Raw genomic sequence first — 23,729 nt, 5'->3', positions numbered from 1 at the left:
CTCAGGTGGGCGAGTTCGTCATCATGTGAGTATTCGGGGCCTCCGGCTCGCTCCGGCGCCCCCGGACGACGAGCACGGTGCCCACCAGGGTGAGGACGAGGCCGAGCGCGACCGCCCCGGCCGGCAGCGTTCCGCCGAGCAGCGCCAGCCGCCTGCTGTCCGCCGAGGCCAGCTCGACCTGCGTCTTCTGGGTCTCCTCGGTGAACTCGACCCGCTTGCTCTCCAGCAGCGTGACGGCGTCCTTCGAGGAGCCCGGCGCCCGCAGCGTCTTCTTCGGGCCGATCGCCGCGTTGATGATCCGCCCGGTGCGCTGGTCCACCACCAGCTCGATGCCGCTGTTGGAGTACCACTCCTCGGCCAGGATCTGGGGCGTCTTCGGCCGGTCCACGAGCACGCCGGGCACCTGGCGCACCCCGGTCCTGGTCGGCTCGACCGTGCCCTTGAACAGGTAGCCCCCGTACCCCTGGACCTTCCGCTCGCCCGCGTACTCCAGGCGCACGACGCCGCCGAGGGTGCCGTCCCACCAGCGGTAGGCGCGCTTTTCGACATCGAAGGGGAACTTCAGATACGCCTCGCCGTCGAAGGTCGGGGACTCCTCGCAGCAGTGGACCGGCTCATTGGTGTACCGGTCGGTCACCCAGCGCTCCATGGTCCACTGCAGGGCGTCCCGCGGATCGGAGGCGGGGAGGGTCTCGGCGTGGTCGACCGACGTGGACACGTCCCATACGGCGTTGCCGCTCTCGAGGCTGTCCGCCACGTCCCCGCGCACCTGGCGGGTGATCGTGATCTCCTTGCCCGTGAGCGTCTCCACCTTGCCGGTGTCGAAGTAGCTGCCGGTCCCGGTGAAGACCGTGGTCGTGTCGGTGTCGATCGGGGTGCGCTTGGCCTGCGGCTGGACGTACCAGACGAGCAGGGGCGCGAGGACGAGCAGAAAGACCCCTGCACCCAGTAGGAAAAGTGACAGAGGTGAAGCAGTGCGGCGCATCCGGGCACTCCTGGGTCGAATCTCTTCGCGGGAGGTGCACGGGCCCCGGGCCGGTCAGCCCTTGATTGGCGTGAACAGTAAGCAAGGCCTTGACGGCATGTCAATGGACTGTCGACACTGTGTCCCAGCCGGAGGGGCCCGGCTGTACGGAGCGGGGATCGACTCCGAGCAAGGAGCTGACCCGATCATGCGCAGACTCATCACCGCCGCCGCCACCGCTCTGGTGGGCGCGGCGCTCGCCGTCGGTGCCGCCATGGGCATCGTGGCACTGCTCGACGCCGCGCCCGAGCAGCCGAACACCCCCCTGATCAGCTACGAGACCGCGCCGGCGGGCTCGTGAAGTCTCACGCCTGGCAGGAGGTGCCCCGGTCGAAGGTGGAGCGGTTCGCCTCCATCGCCCTGGCCGAGGCCCCGGAGATCGCCCAGAAGATCCTCACCGAGATCCGGCAGGACTACCCCTACCTCCAGCTCGTCGAGGACGAGTCCGGCGAGCCCATGGCGCTCGTCGGCATCCGCCGGGCCATCGAGGGCTTCGTACGCCACCTCGCCTCCGGCGCCGCCGACCCCCGGGTGCCCCCGGAGGTCTTCCAGGAGTTCGGCCGGGGCGAGGGGCTGCACGGCCGCAGCCTCGACTCCCTCCAGGCCGTCTACCGGCTCGGTGTCCGGCTCACCTGGCGCAGGTTCGCCGAGATCGGCCAGCAGGTCGACATCGCGGCCCCGGCCATGTACGAACTGGCCGAATCCGGTTTCGAGTATCTGGACGGCCTCGTGGAACAGTCGGTCCTGGGCTACGCCGAGGCGGCGGCCCGCCGTGCCAGCGAGCGGCTGCGCCTCCAGCGCCAGCTGATCGACCTGCTCCTGGTGGAGCACCGCGGAGACTCCGCCCGTACGCTCGCCGAGCGGGCGGCCCGCGTCGGCTGGGAGCTGCCGGAGACCATCGCCGTGGGCGTCCTGATGCGCCCCGCCCGGGAGGCCGTGGCCCCCGCGGTCGGGCAGGGGATCCTGCTGGAGATGGAGAGCGAGCAGCCCCGCATCGTCATCCCCGACCCGGAGACGGCCGGCCGGGCGGAGACCCTGCGCCGGGCCACCGCCGGCTGGTCCGGCGCGATCGGTCCGTCGGTCCCGCTGGCCGCCGCCGCCACCTCGCTCCGCTGGGCCGAGACCGCCGTCCAGCTGATCAAGAAGAACCTGCTGCCCCAGGGCGAGGTGCTGCACTGCACCGAGCGCACCGAGGAGCTGGTGCTCCTGCCCTCCCGGGAGCTGATCGACGCCGCCGCCCGCCGCTGCCTCGCCCCGCTGGACGGCCTCGGCCCCACCGCCGCGCGGCGGCTGGCCGAGACCCTCCTCGCCTGGATCGAGACGCCCGGCGGCGCCCCCGAGGTCGCCCAGCGGCTCGGCATCCACCCGCAGACGGCCCGCTACCGGCTCCGCCAGATCCGCGAGCTGTGGGGCGACGCGATCGACGACCCCGACCAGCGCTTCGAAATGCTGCTGGTGCTCCGCTCGCAGCGGCTGAGGGGAGCACCGGCGGCGGGCACCCCCTAGGACCGGCGGCGAAGACTCACGGGCAGGTGTCCGGGAGGGCTTCCGTCACGAAACCCATGTGCAGCCGTCGGGTGTGGTCGACCGTGCGCACCGGTCCGGTGAGGGTGACGCGGGCCGTGAGGCGCGGGTCGGTGCTCGACGCGCTCAACCGGAGTTCGAGGTCGCCCGGCTCGACGACGCGGTGGCCCCCGCGGCCCGTGAAGGCGGCGAGATCCGCCGGAACCGTCATGCGGACCCGCGCCGCCCGTCCGGGATCCAGGTCGAGCCGCACGTACCCGATGAGCCGCCGCACCGGCTGGACCACCGAGGCCACCGGGTCGTGGAGGTACACCTGCAGCACCTCGGTGCCCTTGCGGCCACCGGTGTTGCGGACCGTGCACGAGAGCGCGAACGCGCCGTCCGTGGGGGCCCGTCCGTTCTCCACGTCGAGGTCGCCCCACGCGAACTCGGTATACGTGAGGCCGTGGCCGAATCCGAACGCCGGGGTCGGATCGACGCTCGACACCTCGCCTGCGAGGCCCAGCCTCGCCGCGAGATAGGTGGAGGGCTGGGAGCCCGGGGCGGCCGGGACACTGACGGGCAGCCGGCCCGACGGTTCGGTGCGTCCGCTGAGCAGCGAGGCGATGGCCCGTGTCCCCTCCTCGCCGGGGAAGAACGCCTGCACGATCGCGGCCGCCTCCCGCACCGCGCGCCCCAGGGCGTAGGGCCGTCCGGCGAGCAGCGCGACGACGACGGGGGTGCCCGTGTCGAGGAGGGCGTCGAGCAGCTGCCGCTGCACACCGGGGAGCACCAGGTCCGGCGCGTCGCACCCTTCGCCGCTGGTCCCCCGGCCGAAGAGCCCGGCGCGGTCGCCGAGCGCCAGGATCACGAGATCCACGTCCCCGGCCAGTTCGACGGCCTCCTCGATCCCGGAGGTGTCCGCCCCGTCGACGTCCGTGCCCGGCACGCTGACGATCTCACTGTGCGGGAACTCCTCCACGCACGCCTCGCGCAGGGTGGGCAGTTCGATACCCACCGGGACGTCCGGGTGCCTGCTTCCGACGTGTACGGGGAAGGAGTAGCAGCCGAGAACGGCCGTCGGGGCGTCGGCGTTGGGCCCGATCACGGCGATGCGGGCCGGTGCCTCGACGCTCGATCCCGCGGTCAGGGGGAGCGTCCCGTCATTGCTCAGCAGGACGACGGCCTCCTCGGCCACCCGGCGGGCCAGCTCCCGGTTCGCACCCGTGTCGAGGCGGATGGCGCCGCGCAGCTCGTGGGGGCCCGCGGGGACGCCGTCCTTCCCCGTGACCGTGTCGAGCGCGGGCGGCAGGGGCCTGAAGTCCGCGTCCAGCAGCCCCAGCCGGGCCTTCTGGGTGAGCACACGGCGTACCGCGCGGTCCACCAGTTCCTCGGGGACGCGTCCTGCGGCGATCTCGTCGGCCAGCGGCGATCCGAACGTCTTGACGGTGGGCAGTTCGACGTCCACGCCCGCGCCGAGTGCGGCGCCCGCGGCCTCGCCGTAGCTCCCCACGACACCGTGCAGGGTCTTCAGGAACGCGATACCGAAGTAGTCCGCGACCACGGTTCCGTCGAAACCCCAGGTGTCGCGGAGCAGCCCGGTCAGCAACTCGGCGTCGGCCGCCGAGGGGACGCCGTCGGTGTCGGTGTAGGCGTGCATGACCGAGCCGACGCCGCTCTCGCGTACGGCCATCTCGAAGGGCGGCAGGATGACGTCGGCCCGCTCCCTCGTGCCCATCGAGACGGGAGCGAGGTTGCGGCCCGACCGCGAGGCCGAGTAGCCGGCGAAGTGCTTGAGCGTGGCGACGATCCCGGCCGACTCCAGTCCCCGTACGTAGGCGGTGGTGACGGTGCCCACCAGGTACGGGTCCTCGCCGACCGTCTCCTCCACCCGTCCCCAGCGTGCGTCGCGTACGACGTCCAGGACCGGGGCGAGCCCCTGGTGCACACCGACGGAGAGCATGTCGCGGCCGATCGCGGCGGCCATCTCCCGGACCAGTTCCGGATGGAAGGTCGCTCCCCAGGAGAGGGGAACCGGATAGGCCGTCGCCCCCCAGGCGGCGAACCCCGCCAGGCACTCCTCGTGGGCCAGCGCCGGGATGCCGAACCGGTTCGCCCGGACGATCCGCTCCTGGGTGCGGGCGAGCGAGAGGGCACCGACGGCCGGATCGACCGGCGCCGTCCCGAACGGACGGGTCAGCTGGCCGAGACCGTACGGGAGGAGGTCGTCCAGGGCGACGGAGTCCTCCATGTCGTGCTGGAACGGGGCGACTTCACCCCCCTCGTCGGACGCCCCGACCCAGACGCCGAAGAGCTGGTGGATCTTCTCCGGGAGGGTCATGACGGCGATCAGGGCGTCGGCCCTGGCCTCGGGGGAGAGGCCCGGGTCGTGCCAGGGGCCGGTACGGGGGCGCTCGGCCCCGGTGTCCGGCGTACGGGGGCCGGTCGGCCCGGCGGCCGTCGGCGCTCCGGTGCTGTCCATGTTGGTGGTCACTTTCCTCCGACCCCCATCAGCCCCTGTACCAGGGCGCGACGGGCGAACAGGTAGACGATCAGGATGGGAAGCATGGACAGGACCACGGCGGCGAGCAGGCCGGGCGTGTCCACTCCGTGCTCGGTCTGGAATTCGTAGAGGCCCAGGGTGATCACTTTGGTCTCCGCGGACTGTGTGAGGACCAGGGGGAAGAGGAACCCGTTCCACGCCTGGAGCGCGGAGAAGACGATGATCGTCGCGAGTCCGCTCCTGGACAGCGGCAGCACCAGCCGGAAGAAGATCCGGCGGGTGGAGGCCCCGTCCATCGTCATCGCCTCGTAGAGGTCCGGGGTGATGTCCCGCATCACCCCGGTGAGGATCAGTGCGCACACCGGCATGGCGAAGGCCGCCGTCGGCAGGATGACGCCGATGAGGTGGTCGTAGAGGCCCGCCTCGCTGATGAGGAAGAACATCGGCACGATCACCGCCTGCGAGGGGATCGCCAGGCCCAGGAGGAACAGCCGGAAGACCCGGGTGGCGGCCCGGCCGCGACTCCTGACGATGGTGTACGCCAGCGGCGGGACGAGGAGGAGGACGATGCCCACCACGCACACGGTCACGACGACCGTGTTGAGGAAGTACTGCGCGAAGCCGCTGTTGAGGTCCTTGACGTAGTTGTCGAGCGTGAAGTGCTCGGGCGGGGCCAGGGGGCCGTTCGCCGCGTAGTCGGGGCGCGACTGGAAGGTGGCGATCAGCATCACGTACAGCGGCAGCCCCACCACGAGCAGCCAGACCACCGAGCCGAAGCCGGCGAGGTAGTTGGGACGGCTGTTCCTCACAGGCCCTCCATGGTGCTGCGCATCTTGTCGTAGCCCGAGAGCCGGACCACGACCAGCGAGATGAGCGTCGAGACGAGGACCAGCAGGAGGGCGATGGCGGAGGCCGCTCCGTAGTCGAAGCTCTTGAAAGCCTTCTGGTACATGTAGAAGGCGCTGATGGTGGTGTCGCTCCCCGGTCCGCCCTGGGTCAGGATGAGCACGGTGTCGAAGGTCGTGAGGCCACCGACCACCATGAGGATCATCGACGTGATGACCGCGTTGCGCAGTTGCGGCAGCGTGATGTGGAAGAACTGCCGCACCCGGCCCGCGCCGTCGATCTCCGCCGCCTGATAGAGGACCCGTGGCACCGCGCGGGCCGCGCCCTGGTAGATCAGGGTGTGGAGGGGGGTGAACTGCCAGGTGCTGACGAACACCAGGACGCCGATCGCGGTGGTCTGCGTCCCGAACAGGTTCCCGTCGCCGAACAGCCAGGTCGCCTGCGCGGGGACGCCGAGGTTGGGGTCGAGCAGAGCGCGCCACAGCACGGAGACGGCGGCGATGGAGAGCAGCAGCGGGACGAAGTAGACGGCGGACAGGACGGCCCGGTTGCGCTGGTGCCCCGCCGCCCAGACTCCGAGCAGGATGCTCAGCGGAGTCTGGACGACGACGCCGAGCCCGGTGAGCAGGACGCTCAGCCAGAGGCTCTTGACCATGACGGGGTCGTCGAGGAGCTTCCGCCAGTTGGCGAGGCCGGCGAACTCCGGGTCGCTCAGGCCGTCCCAGGCCGCGAACGAGAGCACGGCGACCATGATGAGCGGGACGACGGCGAAGAGGGCGAAGAAGGCGGCGGCGGGTGCCGCCCAGAGGACTCCCGGGCGGCTCGCTCCGGTGCCGGACGCGGCGGCCTTCGGGGCCGCCCCCCTCTTCCTGGGGGAGGTGGCGGGTCGGGTCATCTCGTGTGTTCCGGGTCCGGATGCGGAGGTGCTCACGAGGTCGGCAGGGCCTGCATGGCCTTGATGAACGCGTCCTCGTCCATCGAACCGTTGAAGAACTGCTGGAGGGCCTGGTACATCGCGGTGGCCGCGGACTGGGGATAGGCCTGGTCCCAGGAGAGCTGGAACGCCGGGGCCTTCTTGACCATGTCGTACTGGAACTTCGCGAACTCGGGGCTGGCGGCGGTGTCCAGGAGCCCTTCGGTGTTCGTCGTGGTGGGCAGGTTGCCGATGCCGAGCTGAGCCGTGACGAACCGGTCCGAGTACATGAGCTTCAGGAACTCGGCGACGGCCTCCGGGTGCTCGGTCTTCTTGAGGACGGAGTAGAAGTTGTTCGTGTTGCCGACGAGGTTCGCCCGGTCGCCCTTGCCGCCCCCGACGGCGGGGAAGGCGCTGTATCCGAGGTCGTTCTTCGCGAACTCGGGGTGCGCGTCCTGCTGCGTCGAGTACTCCCACGAGCCCATCAGCTCGAAGCCGGCCCTGCCGGTCGCCAGCAGGGTGGGAGAGCCCTGGTCGGTGAACTTCACCGAGTCGTAGTTGGTGCCGAAGGCCCCGGCGTCCACCAACTCCCTGATCATGCCCAGGGCCTTGCGGCTGTCCGGGCTCGCCCAGACCTCCTTGTCGCCGTCGAGGGCCCGCTGGAAGAGCTCGGGGCCGGCGATGCGGTCGTAGAGGTACTCGAACCACATCAGCGTCGGCCAGCGGTCGCCGCCGCCGAGCGCGATCGGCGTGACGCCTTCGTCCTTCAGCGCTTCGACCGCCTGGAGCAGGTCGTCCCAGGTCTCCGGGGGCTCGACGCCCGCCTTCTTCAGCACCTTGCCGTTGTTGAACAGAAGGACGGGCTGGGTGCCGCGCATGGGGATCCCGTACGAGGTGCCGTCGACCACTGCGCTGTTGAACACCGACGGCAGGAACTTCGACTTGAGGTCGGGGTCCTTGGCGATCAGCGGGTCCAGCGGAAGCAGCAGACCGGCGTCGACGAACGGCTTGATGCTCCCGCCGCCCCAGTTGAAGAAGACGTCCGGCGCCTGCTTGCTCCTGATGATGGTCTGCAGCTTCGCCTGGTAGTCCGCGCCCGGAATCGTGTCCAGGACCACCTTCACGTCCGACGTCCTGTTGAAGGTGGCGACGACCTCCTTCTCCACCTTGTTCGCCGCGTCCCCGTAGACCAGGACGTGGATGGTGTCCTCGCCCCCGGTGTCCGCACCCCCTCCGCATCCGGACAGGAACACGGTCAGGGCCAGTGCCGCACCACCGGCGACGACGGTCCGGTAGTACCCCGCGCGTTGATTCATCGACTCGCCTTTCGAAACTGTTTCGAACCAGCAATCGAAACTTCTTTGAGTCGGGACGCTAGAACCGGGCACCTGAGGGGTCAATCCTCGGTCGTCGCGTTATTCAAGCGTTACCTGCCGGACGTGCCCCGGACGTGGCCTATGCTCCTGTCCATGAGCGATGAAGAGGGGATCGGCCGCATCACCCTGGCTCAGGTGGCCGAGCAGGCGGGTGTCTCCATCTCGACAGTTTCGAAAGTGCTCAACGGCCGACAGGACGTGGCGGCCCCCACCCGCGTCAAGGTCGAGCGCTTGCTGGACGCCCACGCGTACCGGCGCACCACGCGGTCCGCCCGCGAGGCGCCCCTCATCGAGATCGTGTTCCACGAACTGGAGAGCATCTGGGCGATGGAGCTGATCCGCGGCGTGGAGAACGTCGCCAAGGCCCACGACGCCGGGGTGGTCCTCACCGAGAGCGGAACCCGCCACGCCCCCGGACCCGAGTGGATGGAGGCGATGCTCCAACGGCGGCCGCTCGGTGTCGTACTGGTCTTCTCCGCCCTCCCCGACGAGGTGAAGAAGCAGCTCAGGGCGCGCTCCATCCCCTTCGTCATCGTCGACCCGGCGGGCGACCCCGACCCCGACGTGCCCTCGGTCGGCTCCGCCAACTGGAGTGGCGGTCTGGCCGCCACGCGCCACCTCATCGAGTGCGGCCACCGGCGCATCGGGATCGTCACCGGCCCCGAGGACATGCTCTGCTCGCTCGCGCGCCTGGACGGCTTCCGGTCGGCGATGGCCATGGCGGGGATCGAGGTCGACCCCGAACTCGTCCTGTTCGGCGACTTCCACGTGGAGGGCGGGTACGACCGTGCCGCCCGGATGCTGGACCTGCCCGAGCGTCCCACCGCGATCTTCGCGGGCAGCGACCTCCAGGCACTCGGCGTGCTGGAGGCCGCCCGGGTACGAGGAATCCACGTTCCGCACGACCTGTCGGTGGTCGGCTACGACGACGTGCCCATCGCCCGCTGGGCCAGCCCGGCACTGACCACGGTCCACCAGCCGCTGCGTCAGATGGCGGAGGAGGCAGCACAGATGCTCATGCGGCTGAGAGCCCAGGAGCCGGTGTCCACACGGCTTGAGCTGGCCACGAGCCTGGTCGTGCGCAAGAGTACGGCCCCGCCCCCGCCCGGGCCCTCCGGCCACCGGCCCCAGAAGGAGTACGGCGCCGGGGGCTCCTGAGGCGGCCGCGGCGGCGCGCCTGGGCCCCGGTGGCGCCGGGCGCGGTCCCCGAGGCCGGCCGTCGCCCCGGGTCGCTGCACGGGGTGAGTGCCTTCCGGATCGAGTGCGGGCGGCGACCTGGCCACCGGGGCCGGAGCGACCTCGCCGCGCACCGCAGCGTCCCGCCGACCGGGACCGGGAGGCCTCGCCCGGCCCGGCCCGCCACATCGTCGAGGACGGCATGCCCGGGCGGCGAGCGGCCGGGCACCTCCAGGCCTGCCGCCCGCCGCCCGGGCATGCCGCCAGGGCCTGCGCCTACAGCGGGAACACCCTGCCGCGACCCGGTCGTCCAGCCCTGCCGGACACGGCCCCCGGCGCCCGCGTACGGGCGCCTAGGGTGATCATTCGCACCGCGTCCCGCAGGCCGAGCGGGATCAGACCGGGGTGACGTACGCCCCGGCGATCCCGCCGTCCACCAGGAAGTCCGTCGCGTTGACGAACGAGGAGTCGTCGCTCGCCAGGAAGGCGACGGCGGCGGCGATCTCCGTCGGCTCGGCGAACCGGCCGACCGGGATGTGCACCAGCCGACGCGCGGCCCGCTCCGGGTCCTTCGCGAACAGCTCCTGGAGCAGCGGCGTGTTCACCGGCCCCGGGCAGAGCGCGTTGACCCGGATGCCGTCCCGGGCGAACTGCACCCCCAGCTCACGCGACATCGCCAGCACCCCGCCCTTGGACGCGGTGTACGAGATCTGCGAGGTCGCCGCACCCATCCGGGCCACGAACGAGGCCGTGTTGATGATCGAGCCCCGGCCCTGCGCGCGCATGTAGGGGATGGCCGCCTTGCAGCAGAGGTAGACGGAGGTCAGGTTGACCTCCTGCACCCGCCGCCAGGCATCGAGGCCGGTCTCCAGGATCGAGTCGTCGTCGGGCGGCGAGATGCCCGCGTTGTTGAACGCGATGTCGACCGAACCGTAGGTGTCGAACGCCGCCTTGAAGAGCGCCTCGACCTGCTCGGCGTCGGTGACGTCGGTACGGACGAAGAGCCCGCCCGCCTCCTCGGCGGCGGCCTTGCCGCTCACCTCGTCCACATCGGCGCAGACCACCTGGGCGCCCTCGGCGGCCAGCCGCCGCACGGTGGCCAGGCCGATGCCGCTGCCGGCTCCGGTGACGACGGCGGTGCGGCCGACCAGGCGGCGGCAGACAGGGGAAGTGTCGGTCATGGTGCTCAGGCCTCCGTGCTGATGAAGACGTTCTTGGTTTCGGTGAAGGCGGCCAGGGCGTCGGGACCGAGTTCACGGCCCAGACCCGACTGCTTGAAGCCGCCGAAGGGGGTCGAATAGCGCACGCTGGAGTGCGAGTTGACGGAGAGGTTGCCCGCCCGCAGGCCCTGGCCGACGCGGAGCGCGCGCCCGATGTCCCGGGACCAGACCGACCCGGCCAGTCCGTAGTCGGTGGCGTTCGCCAGGCGCAGGGCCTCCTCCTCGCCGTCGAACGGCAGGACCACGGCGACCGGCCCGAAGACCTCCTCCACGGCCACCGGGGCGTCCGCCGCCACGCCGGTCAGCACGGTCGGCGGATACCAGAACCCGGGCCCCTCAGGGGCCTCGCCCAGGAGCGCGGTCACGCCGTCGGCGCCCCGGTCGCCGTCGACGAAGCCGCGCACCCGCTCCAGCTGGGCGGCCGAGATCAGCGGGCCCATCTGCGTCTTCTCGTCGGCCGGGTCACCCACCACCACGGCCGCCAGGGCCGGGGCGAACAGCTCCATGAACCGGTCGTACACCGGCCGTTCGACCAGGATCCGGGTGCGGGCGCAGCAGTCCTGGCCCGCGTTGTCCAGGAAGGACATCGGGGCGGCCGCCGCGGCGGCCGCCACATCGGCGTCCGCGAAGACGATGTTCGGGCTCTTGCCGCCGAGTTCGAGGGTCAGCCGCTTCACGCGCTCGGCGCACCGGGTCATGATGTGCTTCCCGGTCCGGGTGGAGCCGGTGAACACGATCTTCGCCACGCCCGGGTGGTCCACCAGGGCGCTCCCGGCCACCGGCCCCTCACCGGGCAGCACCTGGAGGAGTCCCTCGGGAAGCCCTGCCTCCAGGGCCAGTTCGGCCAGCCGCAGCGCGGTGAGCGGGGTGGTCTCGGCGGGCTTGAGGAGGACGGCGTTGCCCGCCGCGAGCGCCGGGGCGAGCCCCCAGGCGGCGATGGGCATCGGGAAGTTCCAGGGGGCGATGATCCCGATGACGCCCAGCGGCTCCAGGACCGTGAAGTCGATGCCGCCCGCGACCGGGATCTGCCGGCCGAGCAGCCGCTCGGCCCCGCCCGCGCTGTAGTCGAGGAGATCGCGGACGTTGCCCGCCTCCCAGCGCGCGTTGCCGATCGTGTGACCGGCCTCCCGCACATCCAGCCGGGCCAGTTCCTCGATGTGTTCGTCGACCACGGCGGCGAAGCGGCGCAGCAGCCGGGCCCGGTCGGCGGGCGCGGCGGCGGCCCACGGGCGCTGGGCGGCGGTGGCGCGGGCGACGGCCGCGTCCACATCGGCGGGTGAGGCGGCGGGGACGGTGGCGATGACCTCGGCCGTGGCCGGGTTGAGGACGTCCAGGGCGGACGCCGCGGTGTGCTGTGACACGTACGGTCCTCGATCGGGGAGAGGGAGCGGTCAGAGGCGTTCGAAGGAGCGGCGCAGCTCCCAGTCGGTCACCGCCGAGTCGTAGGCGGCGAGTTCGACCTTCGCCATGTTCAGGTAGTGCGCGACGACCTCCTCGCCGAACGCCTCCTTCGCGATGGGACTGGCCTCCCACAGCTCGGCCGCCTCCCGCAGGGTCGTCGGCACCTGGTCGTACGCGGAGGTGTAGGCGTTGCCCGTACACGCCTCCGGCAACGGCAGCCGGTGCTCGACCCCGTACAGCCCGGCGGCGACGAGCCCGGCCACGGCCAGGTACGGATTGACGTCACCGCCCGGCAGCCGGTTCTCGAAGCGCATCGACCGGCCGTGGCCGACGACCCGCAGGGCGCAGGTGCGGTTGTCGACGCCCCAGGCGACGGCGGTGGGCGCGAAGGAGCCGGGCTGGAAGCGTTTGTAGGAGTTGATGTTGGGCGCGTAGAGGAGGGAGAAGTCCCGCAGGGCGGCGAGCTGTCCGGCCAGGAAGTGGCGCATCAGCCCGGACATCCCGTCCGGTCCGTCGCCCGCCATCACGTTCTCGCCGTTCTCGTCGGTGAGGGAGAGATGGATGTGGCAGGAGTTGCCCTCGCGCTCGTCGTACTTGGCCATGAAGGTCAGCGAGACGCCCTCCTGGGCCGCGATCTCCTTGGCGCCGGTCTTGTAGACGGCGTGCTGGTCGCAGGTGGTCAGCGCCTCGTCGTAACGGAAGACGATCTCGTGCTGGCCGGGATTGCACTCGCCCTTGGCCGACTCGACGGTCAGCCCCGCCTGCTGCATCTCGTTGCGGATGCGGCGCAGCAGCGGCTCGACGCGGCCGGTGCCGAGGATGGAGTAGTCGACGTTGTACTGGTTGGCCGGGGTCAGCCCGCGGTAGTCGCGGTCCCAGGCCTCCTCGTAACTGTCCCGGAAGACGATGAACTCCAGCTCCGTGCCGACCTGCGCGGTGTACCCGAGCGCGGAGAGCCGGTCGAGCTGGTGGCGCAGGATCTGGCGCGGCGCGGCCACGACCGGGCCGCCGTCGTGCCAGGCCAGGTCCGCGACCACCAGGGCGGTGCCCTCGTGCCAGGGGACCGGGCGGAGCGTGGCGGCGTCGGGCACCATGCCGAAGTCGCCGTAGCCGTGCTCCCACGAGGACATCGCGTAGCCGTCGACCGTACGCATCTCGGTGTCCACGGCCAGCAGGTAGTTGCAGCCCTCGGTACCGTGCTCCAGCACCTCGTCGAGGAAGAACCCGGCGGCGAACCGCTTCCCCTGGAGCCGGCCCTGCATATCGGGGAAGGCCAGCACCACCGTGTCTATCGAGCCCTCCGCGACCCGTGCACGGAGTTCGTCGACGGTGAGCGGGGATGTGCGGTCTGCCACGGGATTCCTCCTTGGGTGAACCGGGAGGCTTAAGGTATGACAGGAAACCATTGCTTGGGAAGGGGAGGCGCGGATGGCTGCCAGGAGGAGAACCGACGACACCCGTCCGGCGGCAGCGGAGGACGTCCCGGGGGCCGTTGAGGGCGTGGGCGGCGGGGCGGCCGGCACCGGGCCCGGGGCGCTCGCCTCCGTGCTGCGGCCCGTCCGCGCGGGCAACGGCTTCGAGGAGACCCTGGAACAGGTCCTGCAACTCCTCCGCCTCGGCCTCGTCCCGCCCGGCGACCGGCTCCCCGCCGAACGCGAACTCGCCCAGCACCTGGGCGTCAGCCGGGTCACCCTGCGCGAGGTGCTCAAGGTCCTCCAGGACCAGGGCATGGTCGAGAGCAGGCGCGGCCGCTACGGCGGGACGTTCGTGCTGCCCCGCGCCACCGCCCCCGGCAGCGGCGACGAGCTGCGCCGCCGGGTCGCGGCCGTCGACGTGGAGGACACCCTGCGCTTCCGCGAGGTCCTGGAGGCCGGGGCCGCCGGGCTCTGCGCCGAGGGGCTCGCGGCCGACGGCGCCGACCGGCTGCGTACGGCCCTGGAGGCCACCCAGGGCGCCCGGCTGGAGGACTACCGCCGCCGGGACACCCTGCTCCACCTCACCCTCGCCGAACTCTCCGGCTCCCGCTCGCTGGCCGCCCAGTACGCCTCCGTACGCGCCACCCTCAACGAACTCCTGGACTGCATCCCCCTGCTGGTCCGCAACCTGGAGCACTCCCAGCAGCAGCACGCGGCCGTCGTCGAGGCGGTGCTCGACCGGGACGCGGAGGCGGCGCGCGAGATGATGCGCGAACACTGCGCCGGCACGGCGGCCCTGCTGCGCGGCTTCCTCTCCTGACCCGCCGCCCCGCCGGCCCCCGCGCGGTGGATCCGTAACCACTCTTTAACGCGCGCCCCTTGCCATCCGCCCCGACGGTCCACAAAGGTGTGCCGACGAACCTTTGAGCGACGGAATTCCGTCGACGGAGTCGACACACGTCTGGAGCACCTCATGGCCCAGGGAACCGAATCACCCGCCGGACCGCCGGGCGGCACGAGCGCCGGTACGGGGAAGGGCGCGGCCGACACCTCCGGCACCGCCGCGTATCTCGACCGCCGCACCCTGCGCCGGGGCAGCGCCGGCTGGCTGCTGCTCACCGGGCTCGGCGTCGCCTATGTCGTCTCCGGCGACTTCTCCGGCTGGAACATCGGCCTCTCCAAGGGCGGCTTCGGCGGACTCGCCGTGGCCATGCTCCTGATGGGCGTCATGTACGCCTGTCTCGTCTTCGCCCTGGCCGAACTCTCCGCCATCCTCCCCACGGCGGGCGGGGGTTACGGCTTCGCCCGGCGCGCGCTCGGCACCTGGGGCGGCTTCCTCACCGGCACGGCCATCCTCATCGAGTACATCCTCGCCCCCGCCGCGATCTCCCTCTTCATCGGTGACTACGTCGAATCGCTCGGGCTCTTCGGACTGACCTCCAGCTGGCCGGTCTACCTCGCCTGTTTCGCGATCTTCATCTCCATCCACCTCTGGGGCGTGGGCGAGGCGCTCCGCTTCAGCCTGGTCGTGACCGCCATCGCGGTCGCCGCCCTGCTCATCTTCGCGGTCGGCGCCTTCACCGAGTTCGACGCGGGCCGCCTCAACGACATCCCGGCCGACACCACCGCCTTCGGCTCCAACTCCTGGCTGCCGTACGGACTCCTCGGCATCTGGGCCGCGTTCCCCTTCGGCATGTGGTTCTTCCTCGGGGTCGAGGGCGTGCCGCTCGCCGCCGAGGAGGCCAAGGACCCGGTCCGCTCGATGCCCAAGGCCCTCGCCATCTCGCTGGCCGTCCTGGTCTTCCTCGCCCTCATCACCTTCGTCTCCGCCACCGGCGCCCGGGGTGCCGACGCCATCAAGGAGGCCGGAAACCCGCTCGTGGTGGCCCTCCAGGGCGGCGGCGAGCCCACCGTCCTCAGCCGGTTCGTCAACTACGCGGGCCTCGCCGGGCTGGTGGCCTCCTTCTTCTCCCTGGTCTTCGCCGGCTCCCGCCAGCTCTTCGCCCTCTCCCGGGCGGGCTATCTGCCCCGCTTCCTCTCCCTCACCAACCGCCGCAAGTCCCCCTACCTCGGCCTCCTCATCCCCGGGATCATCGGCTTCACCCTGGCCGCCTGGAGCGGCAACGGCGGCCGGATGCTCAACGTCGCCGTCTTCGGAGCCACCATCAGCTACGCGCTCATGGCCCTCTCCCACATCGTGCTGCGCCGCCGCGAACCCGAGCTGCCCCGGCCCTACCGCACCCCCGGCGGCGCGGGCACCTCGTCCGTCGCCTTCGTTCTGGCATGCTCGGCGCTGGTGGCGACCTTCCTGGTGGACCGGGACGCGGCGTTCATCGCGCTCGGCGTGTACGCGGTGGCGCTCGCCTACTTCGCCTTCTACAGCCGCCACCGCCTGGTCGCGGGCGCCCCGGAGGAGGAGTTCGCCGCACTCGCGGCGGCGGAGGCCGAACTCCGGCGCGGCTGACCGCCCCGCGCTCCGGCGGCGTGACGGGAACCGACCGCCCGTGCCCCTGATCCGCAACGAGACAACCGAAGGAGCCGTCCCATGCCCCGGCCCGTCATCGGCATCAGCACCTACCAGGACCCCGCCCGCTGGGGCGTCTGGGAGATGCCCGCGGTGCTCCTGCCCGCCGCCTACCCCCGCCTGGTCCGGGCGGCGGGCGGACTCGCGGTGCTCCTGCCGCCGGACGGGGCGGAGGACGCGGCCCGGGAGGCCGTCGCCGCCGTGGACGGGGTGGTGATCGCCGGGGGAGCGGACGTCGAACCCGTACGGTACGGAGCCGACCCCGACCCCCGTACGGGGCCTCCGGCCCGGGAGCGCGACGCCTGGGAACTCGCCCTGATCCGGGCGGCGATCGGACAGGGCGTCCCGCTGCTGGGCATCTGCCGGGGCATGCAGCTGCTGAACGTCGCCCTCGGCGGCACCCTGCACCAGCACCTGGACGGCCACACCGGCGGCCACGCCGTCTTCGGCGGCCACCCCGTGGACCCCGTCCCCGGCACGGCGTACGCGGCGGCCGTCCCCGAGCAGACCACGGTCCCCGCCTATCACCACCAGGCCGTCGACCGCCTGGGCACCGGCCTGATCGCCTCGGCCCACGCCCCCGACGGCACGGTGGAGGCGCTGGAACTCCCGGACCGCGAGAGCCTGGTGCTCGGGGTCCAGTGGCACCCGGAGATGGGCGAGGACCTGCGGGTCATGGCGGCCCTGGTGGACGCGGCCGGCCGCCGACGGCGGGAGCGTACGCCCGTGTAGGCGGACCTGGGACGGGACCGCCCCTCGTGTGCCCCGGGGGCGGTACGGGAGCGGCGAGCCGGCGACCGGGGCCCGTACCGCCGGCCGGGGCCGCGTCGGTGCCGGGCCGTCGGGGAGGTGCGGTGCGGCGGGCTGCGGTGCCCTTCTCAGGCGCCCGGTGACCCGGGGCCCGAGAATCCCGGGCCGGTGAAGTCGGGGCGGCTGTAGGCGGGGCGGGCGTGGGCGCCGGGTCCGGAGAAGTCGGGGGCGGTGAAGTCCGGCGCGGAGAAGTCCGGGCCCGTGAACGCGGGCGGGGCCGGGCGCGATCGGCCCTCGGTGACCTCGGCCGTGCCGTCCGCCGCCTCCGCCAGCTCCTGGAGCAGGAAAGGCCGGATCGCCTTCTCCCGCAGGGCGGTGCGCCAGGCGTCCCGGGCACGGTCCAGACCGGGCGAGCGGTCCCCGCCGCGCGACGGGCCGGCCGGGGAGCCGGGGGCCGACTGGAGTGCGGCCGTGCGGTAGAGGGCGACCAGGCTGATCAGGGAGGTGGCCGCCGCGATGGCCAGGCTGACCCAGCCGACCCGGACGAGGGTGTCGGCCAGCTCCGTCAGGCTGTCGGCCAGCCGGAGCCCGTACCCCAGCAGCAGGAACGTCGTCGCGGCGACCGCGGCGAGGATCGGCGTCAGCACCCCGAGGACCGCCAGCGCCCCGGCGCCCGGACGCTCCTGGGAACCGGGACCCGACAGGGAGGGGCGCCCGCCGCCCGGGGCCCGGTCGTGGTGGGCGCGCCGCAGGGCCGCGTACGCCCGGTACTCGGCGTCGGCCGCCGGGGCGGTCCGCCCCGCAGCGGCCAGGGCCCGGGTGCGCAGCCTTCCGGCGCTCACACCGGACCGCTCCAGCAGCCGGCGGATCTCCGCCGAGGCGAGCACCTCGTCGAGCACGTCCGCGTAGTCGGATCTGTCCTCGTCCCCGAGCCGGGAAGGCCTGCCCATACTCTCCCTCGATCGATGTGTGGCCGTGGGGGCCCACGGGATGTCCCGCGAGCCCCCACGGCGCTACGGCGTTCCTACAGGTGCTGTGCGACGGCGGGCATCAGGTCCTGGAAGGTGCGCCCGTCGGCCGCCGCGCCGATGGCCGTCATCTGCCAGCCCGCGCCGGTCCGCTGGACCTTGGCCATGATCTGCGCGGTGTGCCGCCCGCCGCCGGTCAGCGTGTACCGCGCCAGCTCCTGGCCGTTGCTCTCGTCGACCAGACGGCAGAAGGCGGCCTCGACCTCCTCGAAGGTCTGGCCGGTGAACGAGTTCACCGTGAAGACGATCTGGTCGACATGGGCGGGCACCCGGCGCAGGTCGACGACGATGGACTCGTCGTCCCCGCCCTCGCCCGCCCCGCCGACGCGGTTGTCCCCGGTGTGCTGGACCGAGCCGTCGTCGCTGGTCAGATGCTGGAAGAAGACGACGTCCTGGGGCTCCTGGCCGGCGAAGAGCACGGCCGACGCGTCCAGGTCGATGTCACGGGCCGTCAGCCGGGCCAGGAAGCCCTTGCGCGCCGACTTCCAGCCCAGCCCCATCCGGACGACGCCGAGTTCACCGCCGCCGGACTTGCTGAGGCTGACCTGCTGGCCCTTGGAGAGGTTGATCGTCATGTTTCCGCCTTCGGTGGCTTCGCTGCGATGGATACGTCCGGACCGGTCCGGAGTGTTCAGAGACCGACGCCGAAGTCGGCGACGATGCCGCTCAGCCCGGAGGCGTAACCCTGCCCGACCGCGCGGAACTTCCACTCCGCGCCGTGCCGGTACAGCTCGCCGAAGACCATCGCCGTCTCGGTCGAGGCGTCCTCGCTGAGGTCGTAACGGGCGATCTCCGCGCCGCCCGACTGGTTCACCACGCGGATGTAGGCGTTGCGGACCTGGCCGAAGCTCTGGCCGCGGCCCTCGGCCTCGTGGATCGAGACGGGGAACACGATCTTGGCGACGGTCCCGGGCACGGCGGACAGGTCGACCTTGACGATCTCGTCGTCGCCCTCGCCCTCACCGGTGAGGTTGTCCCCGGTGTGCTCGACCGAACCGTCCGGGCTCTTCAGATTGTTGTAGAAGACGAAGTGCTCGTTGGAGAGGACCTTGCCCGACTCGTCGCAGAGCAGCGCGCTCGCGTCCAGGTCGTAGTCGGTGCCGGTGGTCGTGCGGACGTCCCAGCCGAGGCCGACGAGGATCGCGGTCAGCCCCGGGGCCTCCTTGGTCAGCGAGACATTTCCGCCCTTGGCCAGGCTCACGCCCATGGTGTTCTCCCTTGTGTGGTCACGGGTGCGTGCGCGGACCGCACCGCAAAGGGGGTGACGGCGCGGACACGCTGCGGCAACACCCTAAAATCTACAGCACTGTAGATTTCCCCGGCTGCCACCCGGGGACCCGCGGCTGGATACGATTCCCCGGTGCCCGGCAGGTGAACGACCGTGACCGGGCCGCCGAGCGAGAGGGGGGCCGGACGGTGGACGCCGAAGGAACCGGTGGTGAACGGGAAACGCCTGCCCGCAGGCGCGGCCAGGGCGAGCTGGAGTCCCAGGTGCTGTCCGTGCTGGGCGAGGCGACCGAACCGGTCACCGCCGCCTGGGTGCTGCAACGGCTCGGCGGCGGCCTGTCGTACAGCACCGTCATCACCATCCTGACCCGCCTCCACGCCAAGCAGGCCGTCAGCCGGACCGGGCCCAAGCGCCCCGTGCTCTGGCAGCCCGTGGCCAACGAGGCCGGGCTCGCCGCGCTGCGCATGCGCCGCCTCCTCGACAAGCAGAGCGACCGGGACGCGGTGCTCTCCAGCTTCGTCTCCGTGCTGTCGGCGGACGACGAGGAGTTGCTGCGCTCGCTGCTGGCGGAGAGCGGGGCGGGCGCGGGTGCGCCGGGAGAGCCGGGCTCCGGTGGGTCCGGTCCCGATCGGCTCGGCTCCGGTGGATCCGGATCGGGGCGGTCCGGATCCGGTGCGCCGGGTTCCACCGGCTCGGGCTCCGGTCCGTCCGGTTCGGGCCCGTCCGGTTCCGACAGGCCCGGTCCCGGGCGCCCCGGTTCCGGCGCGGCGACGGACCGGCCGGAGGGCTGACGATGGGCGTCTTCGTGTATCTGCCCCTGGTCCTGCCACTGACCGCGCTGCCGATCGCGCGCCTGGCCGAGCAGCACCTGCACCCACGGAGAGCCGCACGCCTGCTGACCACCGTCGCCGTGATCCTCGCCTCCTGCAGCCTCGTCTGCCTCGGGCTGCTGGTGGTGGTCGGCACCGCGCAGCTGCCCGGCAACCCGCTGCCCGACGGCTGGTCCGACGACGAGGTCCGCGAGGCCGTCCCGCACGACGCCTTCGCCGGGAAGGCGTCCATCCTGGCGCTCGTCGCCGTCACCATGGCCTGCGGCTTCACCCTCCACCGCCACTACCGCTTCCGCTCCCGCGCCCACCGCGCCCTCGCCGGGCTGCCGGGCGGCGGCGACCTCGCCGTCCTCCCGGACGACGTGCCCTACGCCTACGCGCTGCCCGGCTCGCCCGGCCGGATCATGGTCTCCACCGCCATGCTCGCCGCCCTGGACCCGGCCGAGCGCCGGGCGCTGCTCGCCCACGAGCGGGCCCACCTCGCGGGCCACCACCACCGGCTGCTGCTCGCCACCCGGCTCGCCGGGTGCGTCAACCCGCTGCTGCGGCCCCTCCAGGCGGCCCTCGTCTACTCCACCGAGCGGTGGGCGGACGAGGAGGCGGCCCGGGCCACCGGCGACCGCAGGCTGACGGCCCGGGCGGTCGGCAAGGCGGCACTCATCTCCCGCCCCGGCCCCCGGGCCGCCGGCGTGGCGGGCTTCGCCGCCGCGGGGCCGGTGCCCCGGCGGGTGGCCGCACTGCTGGGCCCGGTCCCGCCGGACCGCGGCTGGCCGCCCGCGCTGACACCGGCCGGCGCCGCCGCGTTCGTCGCCGCCGCGGGGACGACCGTCTCCGCGCTCTCGGCGCTCAACGCGGCGGTCGCCCTCTATCTCGTACTGGAGGCGGCGACGACGCCGCTGTGACCTCCTCGCACGGGCGCCCCCCGGCGCCGGTACGAGGCCCCCGGCCTTGCCGGTCCACCGCCTCCACCACGCTCCGACCGCCTCGGGCGGCCCGCCGGATCGCTCCGGTGGGCCGAGGCCGTCGGATCAGGCCCTCTAGACGTCCAGCGCGGCGAGGGCCTGGGCCCAGCGGGCGTACTTCAAGTTGGCCAGATCTGCCACCGTCTTGACGTTGAACGCCTCCTGGAGGAGCTCGCCGTCGCGGTCCGAGACGCCCTTCAGCGCCGAGACCGGCGCCGCGAGAATCGTGGCCAGGTCCTTGTCCGCGTAAGCCTTGTCGAGCACCTTGTCCAGGTCGATCTGGGCCACTGCTGCCTCCTGAGAACTCGTTCCTCCGCCGTCACGGCGGCCGGTCCCGGACGGGACCGCCTGCAGAACTGCGCGGAGCGGCGGGGGAGTTCCCGGGGGCCGCGGGGGTCGCCGGAATCGAGCCATGTGGGGTGTGCGGCCTTGACATCTACGGGCCTGTAAAGTTCATGAGCCCGGCTATGAGGAGTGACACGTTGTCTGCCAGTCCGGGCCCTTCGGGGCCTTCGGAGTATGCGTATCAGGGACCTCGAAGGTCCCTCGACCCCCGGAGCCCGCAGGGCTCCCCAGGCCCTCAGGGCCGTGACGACCTGGCGGGTGAGCGGTGATCGCCGCCCTGCTCGGCCTCCTGGCGGTGATCGTCCTGACCGCCGGGACGGGCTACTTCGTGGCCCAGGAGTTCGCCTATGTGTCCGCCGACCGGCTCACCCTCTCCCGGGAGGCCGCCGCCGGTGACAAGCGGGCCGCCCGCGCGGTGAAGGTCCTGGAGCGGCTCTCGTTCATGCTCTCGGGCGCCCAGCTCGGCATCACCGTCACCGGTCTGATCGTCGGCTTCCTCGCGGAGCCGTCCGTCTCCACCCTGCTGCGCCCGGCGCTCGACGGCACCGGCCTGCCCGACGGAGCGGTCTCGGCCGTCTCCGTGACCCTCTCCTTCGTCCTCGCGACCGTCATCCAGATGGTCCTCGGCGAACTCGCGCCCAAGAACCTCGCCCTCGCCGTCCCCGAGCGGCTGGCGAAGTCCCTGGCCACCTCCACGCTGATCTATCTGCGGATCGTCGGCCCGGTCATCCACATCTTCGACAGCGCGGCCAACCGGCTGCTGCGCCGCATCGGCATCGAACCCGTGGAGGAACTGCACCACGGCGCCACCCTGGAGGAGCTGGGCCATCTGATCGGCGAGTCCCACGAGCAGGGCGAGCTGCCCGCCGCGACGGCGGAACTCGTCGACCACGCCCTGGACTTCTCCGAACGCAACCTGGGCGAGGTCATGGTGGTGCGCGCCGACGTCACCTTCGTCCGCCGGGACGCCATGGCCCTGGAGGCCGTCGAGCTGATCGCCCGGCACGGCCACTCGAACTACCCGGTGCTCGGCGACCACCCCGACGACCCCGCGGGCGTACTGGGCGTACGGGAGCTGATGGGGCTGCCCGCCGCCGAGCTCGGCCGCACCACCGCCGGCGAGCTGGCCCGCCGCCCGCTGCTGCTGCCCGAGATCATGAAGCTCCCGGCAGCGGTCGCCCAGATGCGGGAGCGGGACGACGAGTTCGCCGTCGTCCTGGACGAGCACGGCGGCCTCGCGGGCATCGTCACGTACGAGGACATCGCGGAGGAACTGGTCGGAGAGATCGCCGACGAGTCCGACACGGTCGCCGAACTCGCGGTCGCGGACGGCTCCGGCTGGATCGTGGACGCGGGCCGCCGCCTCGACGAGATCGAGGAGGCCACCGGCATCGCGCTGCCCGAGGAGGGCGACTACGACACCCTCGCCGGGCTGATCATCGACCGGCTCGGCCGCTTCCCCACCGTCGGGGACCGCCTCACCGTCGCGGACGTACGGATCGAAGTCCGCACGCTCGACCGGCATGTGGCCGAATACGTCCGCATCGAGCGCATGGAACCCGCCCAGCAGGAACACCAGGCGGACCAGGCGGAGCCCACGGAACAGGCGCAGCGTGCGGAACAGCCGCAGCGCACGGAACACGGCGAACAGGAGCCGCAGGCATGAGCTTCCCCATGGCGCTCTTCGTCACCGTCCTGCTGCTCATCGGCAGCGGCTTCTTCGTCGCCGCGGAATTCGCCCTGGTCGCCTCCAAGCGCCACCGCATGGAGCAGGCCGCCCTGGCCGGTCGGCGCGGTGCCAAGGCTGCCCTCGCCGGGATGCGCGAGCTGTCCCTCATGCTCGCCGGCGCCCAGCTCGGCATCACCGTCTGCACCCTGGGCCTCGGTTCCCTCTCCAAGCCCGCCATCTCGCACGAACTGGACCCGCTCCTGCAGCGGCTCGGACTGCCGACCGCGCTCAGCTACGGCATCGCCTTCGCACTCGCCATGATCATCGTGGTGTTCCTGCACATGGTGGTCGGTGAGATGGCGCCCAAGTCCTGGGCCATCGCCCACCCGGAGCGCTCCGCGATGCTCCTGAGCCCGGCGTTCCGCGCCGTGGTCAAGGTCGTACGCCCGCTGATCCGGGTCCTGAACACGGTCAGCAACGCCCTGGTACGGCTCTGCCGGGTGACCCCGCGCGACGAGCTGACCTCGGTCCACAACCGCGACCAGCTCACCCACCTGATCGAGGAGTCCGAACGCCTCGGGCTGATCAGCAAGGGGGACTCGGGGCTGGTGACCCGGTCGCTGACCGAGCCACAGACCCCGGTGGCGGAGTTCCAGATCCCCGCCGAGCGGATCGTGACCGTGCCGGCGGACGCGGATCTCGACCGGATCCTGGCCGTCGCCACGTCCGCCGACCGCACCCGGCTGCTCGTACGGGACGGCGAGCGCGTCCTCGGAACGGTGCACGCCCGCGACGCCCTGGTGGCGCGCGCCGGCGGCCGGAGCGTCACCGCCCGCGCCCTGGCCCGGCCCGTGCCGGAACTGACACGGGACGAGACGGCCGCCCAGGCCGTGGAGCGGCTCCGTGAGCGGCGTGCGACGCTCGCCGTCGTACGGGACGGGGAGGGCCGGCTCTCCGGGCTGGTCAGCCTGGACGATCTCCTTGCCCGGCTGCTCCACCCCCCGACGGCCGCCTAG

21 protein-coding genes and 1 pseudogene are annotated in these 23,729 nt (G+C 72.2%); 10 read left to right on the top strand and 12 right to left on the bottom strand.

The genetic code is table 11. The annotated features are described in order from the left end of the window. Position 1: 1 nt before the first annotated feature. Positions 2-985, bottom strand: coding sequence for a cell envelope lipid trafficking protein PgfA (pgfA, locus tag ACQ9ZG_RS02240; RefSeq protein ID WP_109917333.1), 984 nt, complete (start codon positions 983-985; stop codon positions 2-4). 187 nt (positions 986-1,172) lie between these two features. On the opposite strand from pgfA, the gene ACQ9ZG_RS02235 reads away from it, so the two are divergent. Together ACQ9ZG_RS02235 and ACQ9ZG_RS02230 are read left to right on the top strand one after the other, a co-directional pair. Continuing rightward, positions 1,173-1,325 carry a hypothetical protein gene (locus ACQ9ZG_RS02235; RefSeq protein ID WP_165272468.1) on the top strand — a complete coding sequence of 51 codons (153 nt, stop codon included), beginning with the start codon at positions 1,173-1,175 and terminating at the stop codon, positions 1,323-1,325. After that, positions 1,322-2,530: a PucR family transcriptional regulator gene (locus tag ACQ9ZG_RS02230; RefSeq protein ID WP_028418826.1), complete on the top strand. Its 1,209-nt coding sequence runs from the start codon at positions 1,322-1,324 to the stop codon at positions 2,528-2,530. The genes ACQ9ZG_RS02235 and ACQ9ZG_RS02230 overlap by 4 nt, the downstream gene beginning before the upstream one ends. Positions 2,531-2,546: 16 nt before the next feature. Here ACQ9ZG_RS02230 and ACQ9ZG_RS02225 read toward each other — a convergent pair whose 3' ends face one another. The 4 genes from ACQ9ZG_RS02225 to ACQ9ZG_RS02210 are packed head-to-tail and all read right to left on the bottom strand — an operon-like array spanning position 2,547 to position 8,105. Next, on the bottom strand, positions 2,547-5,021 hold the full coding sequence (locus tag ACQ9ZG_RS02225) for a beta-xylosidase/alpha-l-arabinosidase (protein ID WP_109917332.1): 2,475 nt from the start codon (positions 5,019-5,021) through the stop codon (positions 2,547-2,549). Beyond that, positions 5,018-5,839, bottom strand: coding sequence for a carbohydrate ABC transporter permease (locus ACQ9ZG_RS02220; RefSeq protein WP_109917331.1), 822 nt, complete (start codon positions 5,837-5,839; stop codon positions 5,018-5,020). The genes ACQ9ZG_RS02225 and ACQ9ZG_RS02220 overlap by 4 nt, the downstream gene beginning before the upstream one ends. Then, complete coding sequence (locus ACQ9ZG_RS02215; protein ID WP_109917330.1) at positions 5,836-6,771, bottom strand: carbohydrate ABC transporter permease; 936 nt, start codon at positions 6,769-6,771, stop codon at positions 5,836-5,838. Before ACQ9ZG_RS02215 ends, ACQ9ZG_RS02220 begins: the two co-directional genes overlap by 4 nt. 32 nt (positions 6,772-6,803) lie before the next feature. Beyond that, a complete protein-coding gene (locus ACQ9ZG_RS02210) occupies positions 6,804-8,105 on the bottom strand; it encodes an ABC transporter substrate-binding protein (protein WP_109917329.1) in 1,302 nt (433 codons plus the stop codon). 141 nt (positions 8,106-8,246) lie between these two features. Between ACQ9ZG_RS02210 and ACQ9ZG_RS02205 the strand changes: the two genes are divergently transcribed. Next, a complete protein-coding gene (locus ACQ9ZG_RS02205; protein ID WP_109917328.1) occupies positions 8,247-9,323 on the top strand; it encodes a LacI family DNA-binding transcriptional regulator in 1,077 nt (358 codons plus the stop codon). 413 nt (positions 9,324-9,736) lie between these two features. Here ACQ9ZG_RS02205 and ACQ9ZG_RS02200 read toward each other — a convergent pair whose 3' ends face one another. From ACQ9ZG_RS02200 to ACQ9ZG_RS02190, 3 genes are read right to left on the bottom strand one after another with little or no spacing between them, the layout of a single operon-like run. After that, a complete protein-coding gene (locus tag ACQ9ZG_RS02200; RefSeq protein ID WP_018492443.1) occupies positions 9,737-10,522 on the bottom strand; it encodes a 3-oxoacyl-ACP reductase in 786 nt (261 codons plus the stop codon). Positions 10,523-10,527: 5 nt separating this feature from the next. Continuing rightward, positions 10,528-11,922 carry an aldehyde dehydrogenase family protein gene (locus ACQ9ZG_RS02195; RefSeq protein ID WP_499279749.1) on the bottom strand — a complete coding sequence of 465 codons (1,395 nt, stop codon included), beginning with the start codon at positions 11,920-11,922 and terminating at the stop codon, positions 10,528-10,530. Between the two features lie 30 nt (positions 11,923-11,952). After that, positions 11,953-13,317 (bottom strand): glutamine synthetase family protein, encoded by a 1,365-nt coding sequence (locus ACQ9ZG_RS02190; RefSeq protein ID WP_028418819.1) that lies wholly within the window; start codon positions 13,315-13,317, stop codon positions 11,953-11,955. Positions 13,318-13,390: 73 nt separating this feature from the next. Between ACQ9ZG_RS02190 and ACQ9ZG_RS02185 the strand changes: the two genes are divergently transcribed. The 3 genes from ACQ9ZG_RS02185 to ACQ9ZG_RS02175 all read left to right on the top strand — a co-directional run bounded on the left by ACQ9ZG_RS02185 (position 13,391) and on the right by ACQ9ZG_RS02175 (position 16,633). Beyond that, positions 13,391-14,197, top strand: a complete 807-nt coding sequence (locus ACQ9ZG_RS02185) for a FadR/GntR family transcriptional regulator (protein ID WP_499279747.1) — start codon at positions 13,391-13,393, stop codon at positions 14,195-14,197. A 153-nt stretch (positions 14,198-14,350) separates the two neighbouring features. Further along, positions 14,351-15,841, top strand: a complete 1,491-nt coding sequence (gene eat, locus ACQ9ZG_RS02180; protein ID WP_084996550.1) for an ethanolamine permease — start codon at positions 14,351-14,353, stop codon at positions 15,839-15,841. Positions 15,842-15,922: 81 nt separating this feature from the next. Then, a complete protein-coding gene (locus ACQ9ZG_RS02175) occupies positions 15,923-16,633 on the top strand; it encodes a gamma-glutamyl-gamma-aminobutyrate hydrolase family protein (protein ID WP_084996551.1) in 711 nt (236 codons plus the stop codon). A 146-nt stretch (positions 16,634-16,779) separates the two neighbouring features. On the opposite strand, the gene ACQ9ZG_RS02170 is transcribed toward ACQ9ZG_RS02175, so the two are convergent. The 3 genes from ACQ9ZG_RS02170 to ACQ9ZG_RS02160 form a co-directional block, all read right to left on the bottom strand. Next, positions 16,780-17,601 (bottom strand): hypothetical protein, encoded by an 822-nt coding sequence (locus ACQ9ZG_RS02170; protein ID WP_499279745.1) that lies wholly within the window; start codon positions 17,599-17,601, stop codon positions 16,780-16,782. Positions 17,602-17,675: 74 nt separating this feature from the next. Beyond that, on the bottom strand, positions 17,676-18,254 hold the full coding sequence (locus tag ACQ9ZG_RS02165; RefSeq protein WP_028418815.1) for a TerD family protein: 579 nt from the start codon (positions 18,252-18,254) through the stop codon (positions 17,676-17,678). A gap of 56 nt (positions 18,255-18,310) precedes the next feature. After that, positions 18,311-18,886 (bottom strand): TerD family protein, encoded by a 576-nt coding sequence (locus ACQ9ZG_RS02160; protein WP_019762110.1) that lies wholly within the window; start codon positions 18,884-18,886, stop codon positions 18,311-18,313. A gap of 209 nt (positions 18,887-19,095) precedes the next feature. Between ACQ9ZG_RS02160 and ACQ9ZG_RS02155 the strand changes: the two are divergent. Together ACQ9ZG_RS02155 and ACQ9ZG_RS02150 are read left to right on the top strand one after the other, a co-directional pair. Continuing rightward, positions 19,096-19,539 (top strand): annotated as a pseudogene (locus ACQ9ZG_RS02155) (BlaI/MecI/CopY family transcriptional regulator); the annotation flags it as partial. Between the two features lie 161 nt (positions 19,540-19,700). Beyond that, entirely contained in the window at positions 19,701-20,639 is a 939-nt protein-coding gene (locus ACQ9ZG_RS02150) for a M56 family metallopeptidase (protein WP_499279743.1), read from the top strand. Positions 20,640-20,774: 135 nt separating this feature from the next. On the opposite strand, the gene ACQ9ZG_RS02145 is transcribed toward ACQ9ZG_RS02150, so the two are convergent. Then, entirely contained in the window at positions 20,775-20,987 is a 213-nt protein-coding gene (locus ACQ9ZG_RS02145) for a hypothetical protein (RefSeq protein ID WP_018492432.1), read from the bottom strand. Between the two features lie 322 nt (positions 20,988-21,309). Between ACQ9ZG_RS02145 and ACQ9ZG_RS02140 the strand changes: the two genes are divergently transcribed. Continuing rightward, positions 21,310-22,710 (top strand): hemolysin family protein, encoded by a 1,401-nt coding sequence (locus tag ACQ9ZG_RS02140; RefSeq protein ID WP_109917286.1) that lies wholly within the window; start codon positions 21,310-21,312, stop codon positions 22,708-22,710. Then, on the top strand, positions 22,707-23,729 hold the full coding sequence (locus tag ACQ9ZG_RS02135; RefSeq protein WP_018492430.1) for a hemolysin family protein: 1,023 nt from the start codon (positions 22,707-22,709) through the stop codon (positions 23,727-23,729). Before ACQ9ZG_RS02140 ends, ACQ9ZG_RS02135 begins: the two co-directional genes overlap by 4 nt.

The organism is Streptomyces araujoniae, assembly GCF_050871195.1.
Classification (GTDB): domain Bacteria; phylum Actinomycetota; class Actinomycetes; order Streptomycetales; family Streptomycetaceae; genus Streptomyces; species Streptomyces bacillaris.
This window is presented reverse-complemented; position numbering and strand designations above follow the sequence as displayed.

Bases quoted from the DNA above. Each gene is read 5' to 3' on its own strand.
- pgfA (WP_109917333.1), bottom strand. From the start codon at position 985: ATGCGCCGCACTGCTTCACCTCTGTCACTTTTCCTACTGGGTGCAGGG.
- ACQ9ZG_RS02235 (WP_165272468.1), top strand. From the start codon at position 1,173: ATGCGCAGACTCATCACCGCCGCCGCCACCGCTCTGGTGGGCGCGGCG.
- ACQ9ZG_RS02215 (WP_109917330.1), bottom strand. From the start codon at position 6,771: ATGACCCGACCCGCCACCTCCCCCAGGAAGAGGGGGGCGGCCCCGAAG.
- ACQ9ZG_RS02210 (WP_109917329.1), bottom strand. From the start codon at position 8,105: ATGAATCAACGCGCGGGGTACTACCGGACCGTCGTCGCCGGTGGTGCG.
- ACQ9ZG_RS02205 (WP_109917328.1), top strand. From the start codon at position 8,247: ATGCTCCTGTCCATGAGCGATGAAGAGGGGATCGGCCGCATCACCCTG.
- ACQ9ZG_RS02200 (WP_018492443.1), bottom strand. From the start codon at position 10,522: ATGACCGACACTTCCCCTGTCTGCCGCCGCCTGGTCGGCCGCACCGCC.
- ACQ9ZG_RS02185 (WP_499279747.1), top strand. From the start codon at position 13,391: ATGGCTGCCAGGAGGAGAACCGACGACACCCGTCCGGCGGCAGCGGAG.
- eat (WP_084996550.1), top strand. From the start codon at position 14,351: ATGGCCCAGGGAACCGAATCACCCGCCGGACCGCCGGGCGGCACGAGC.
- ACQ9ZG_RS02175 (WP_084996551.1), top strand. From the start codon at position 15,923: ATGCCCCGGCCCGTCATCGGCATCAGCACCTACCAGGACCCCGCCCGC.
- ACQ9ZG_RS02170 (WP_499279745.1), bottom strand. From the start codon at position 17,601: ATGGGCAGGCCTTCCCGGCTCGGGGACGAGGACAGATCCGACTACGCG.
- ACQ9ZG_RS02165 (WP_028418815.1), bottom strand. From the start codon at position 18,254: ATGACGATCAACCTCTCCAAGGGCCAGCAGGTCAGCCTCAGCAAGTCC.
- ACQ9ZG_RS02160 (WP_019762110.1), bottom strand. From the start codon at position 18,886: ATGGGCGTGAGCCTGGCCAAGGGCGGAAATGTCTCGCTGACCAAGGAG.
- ACQ9ZG_RS02150 (WP_499279743.1), top strand. From the start codon at position 19,701: ATGGGCGTCTTCGTGTATCTGCCCCTGGTCCTGCCACTGACCGCGCTG.
- ACQ9ZG_RS02135 (WP_018492430.1), top strand. From the start codon at position 22,707: ATGAGCTTCCCCATGGCGCTCTTCGTCACCGTCCTGCTGCTCATCGGC.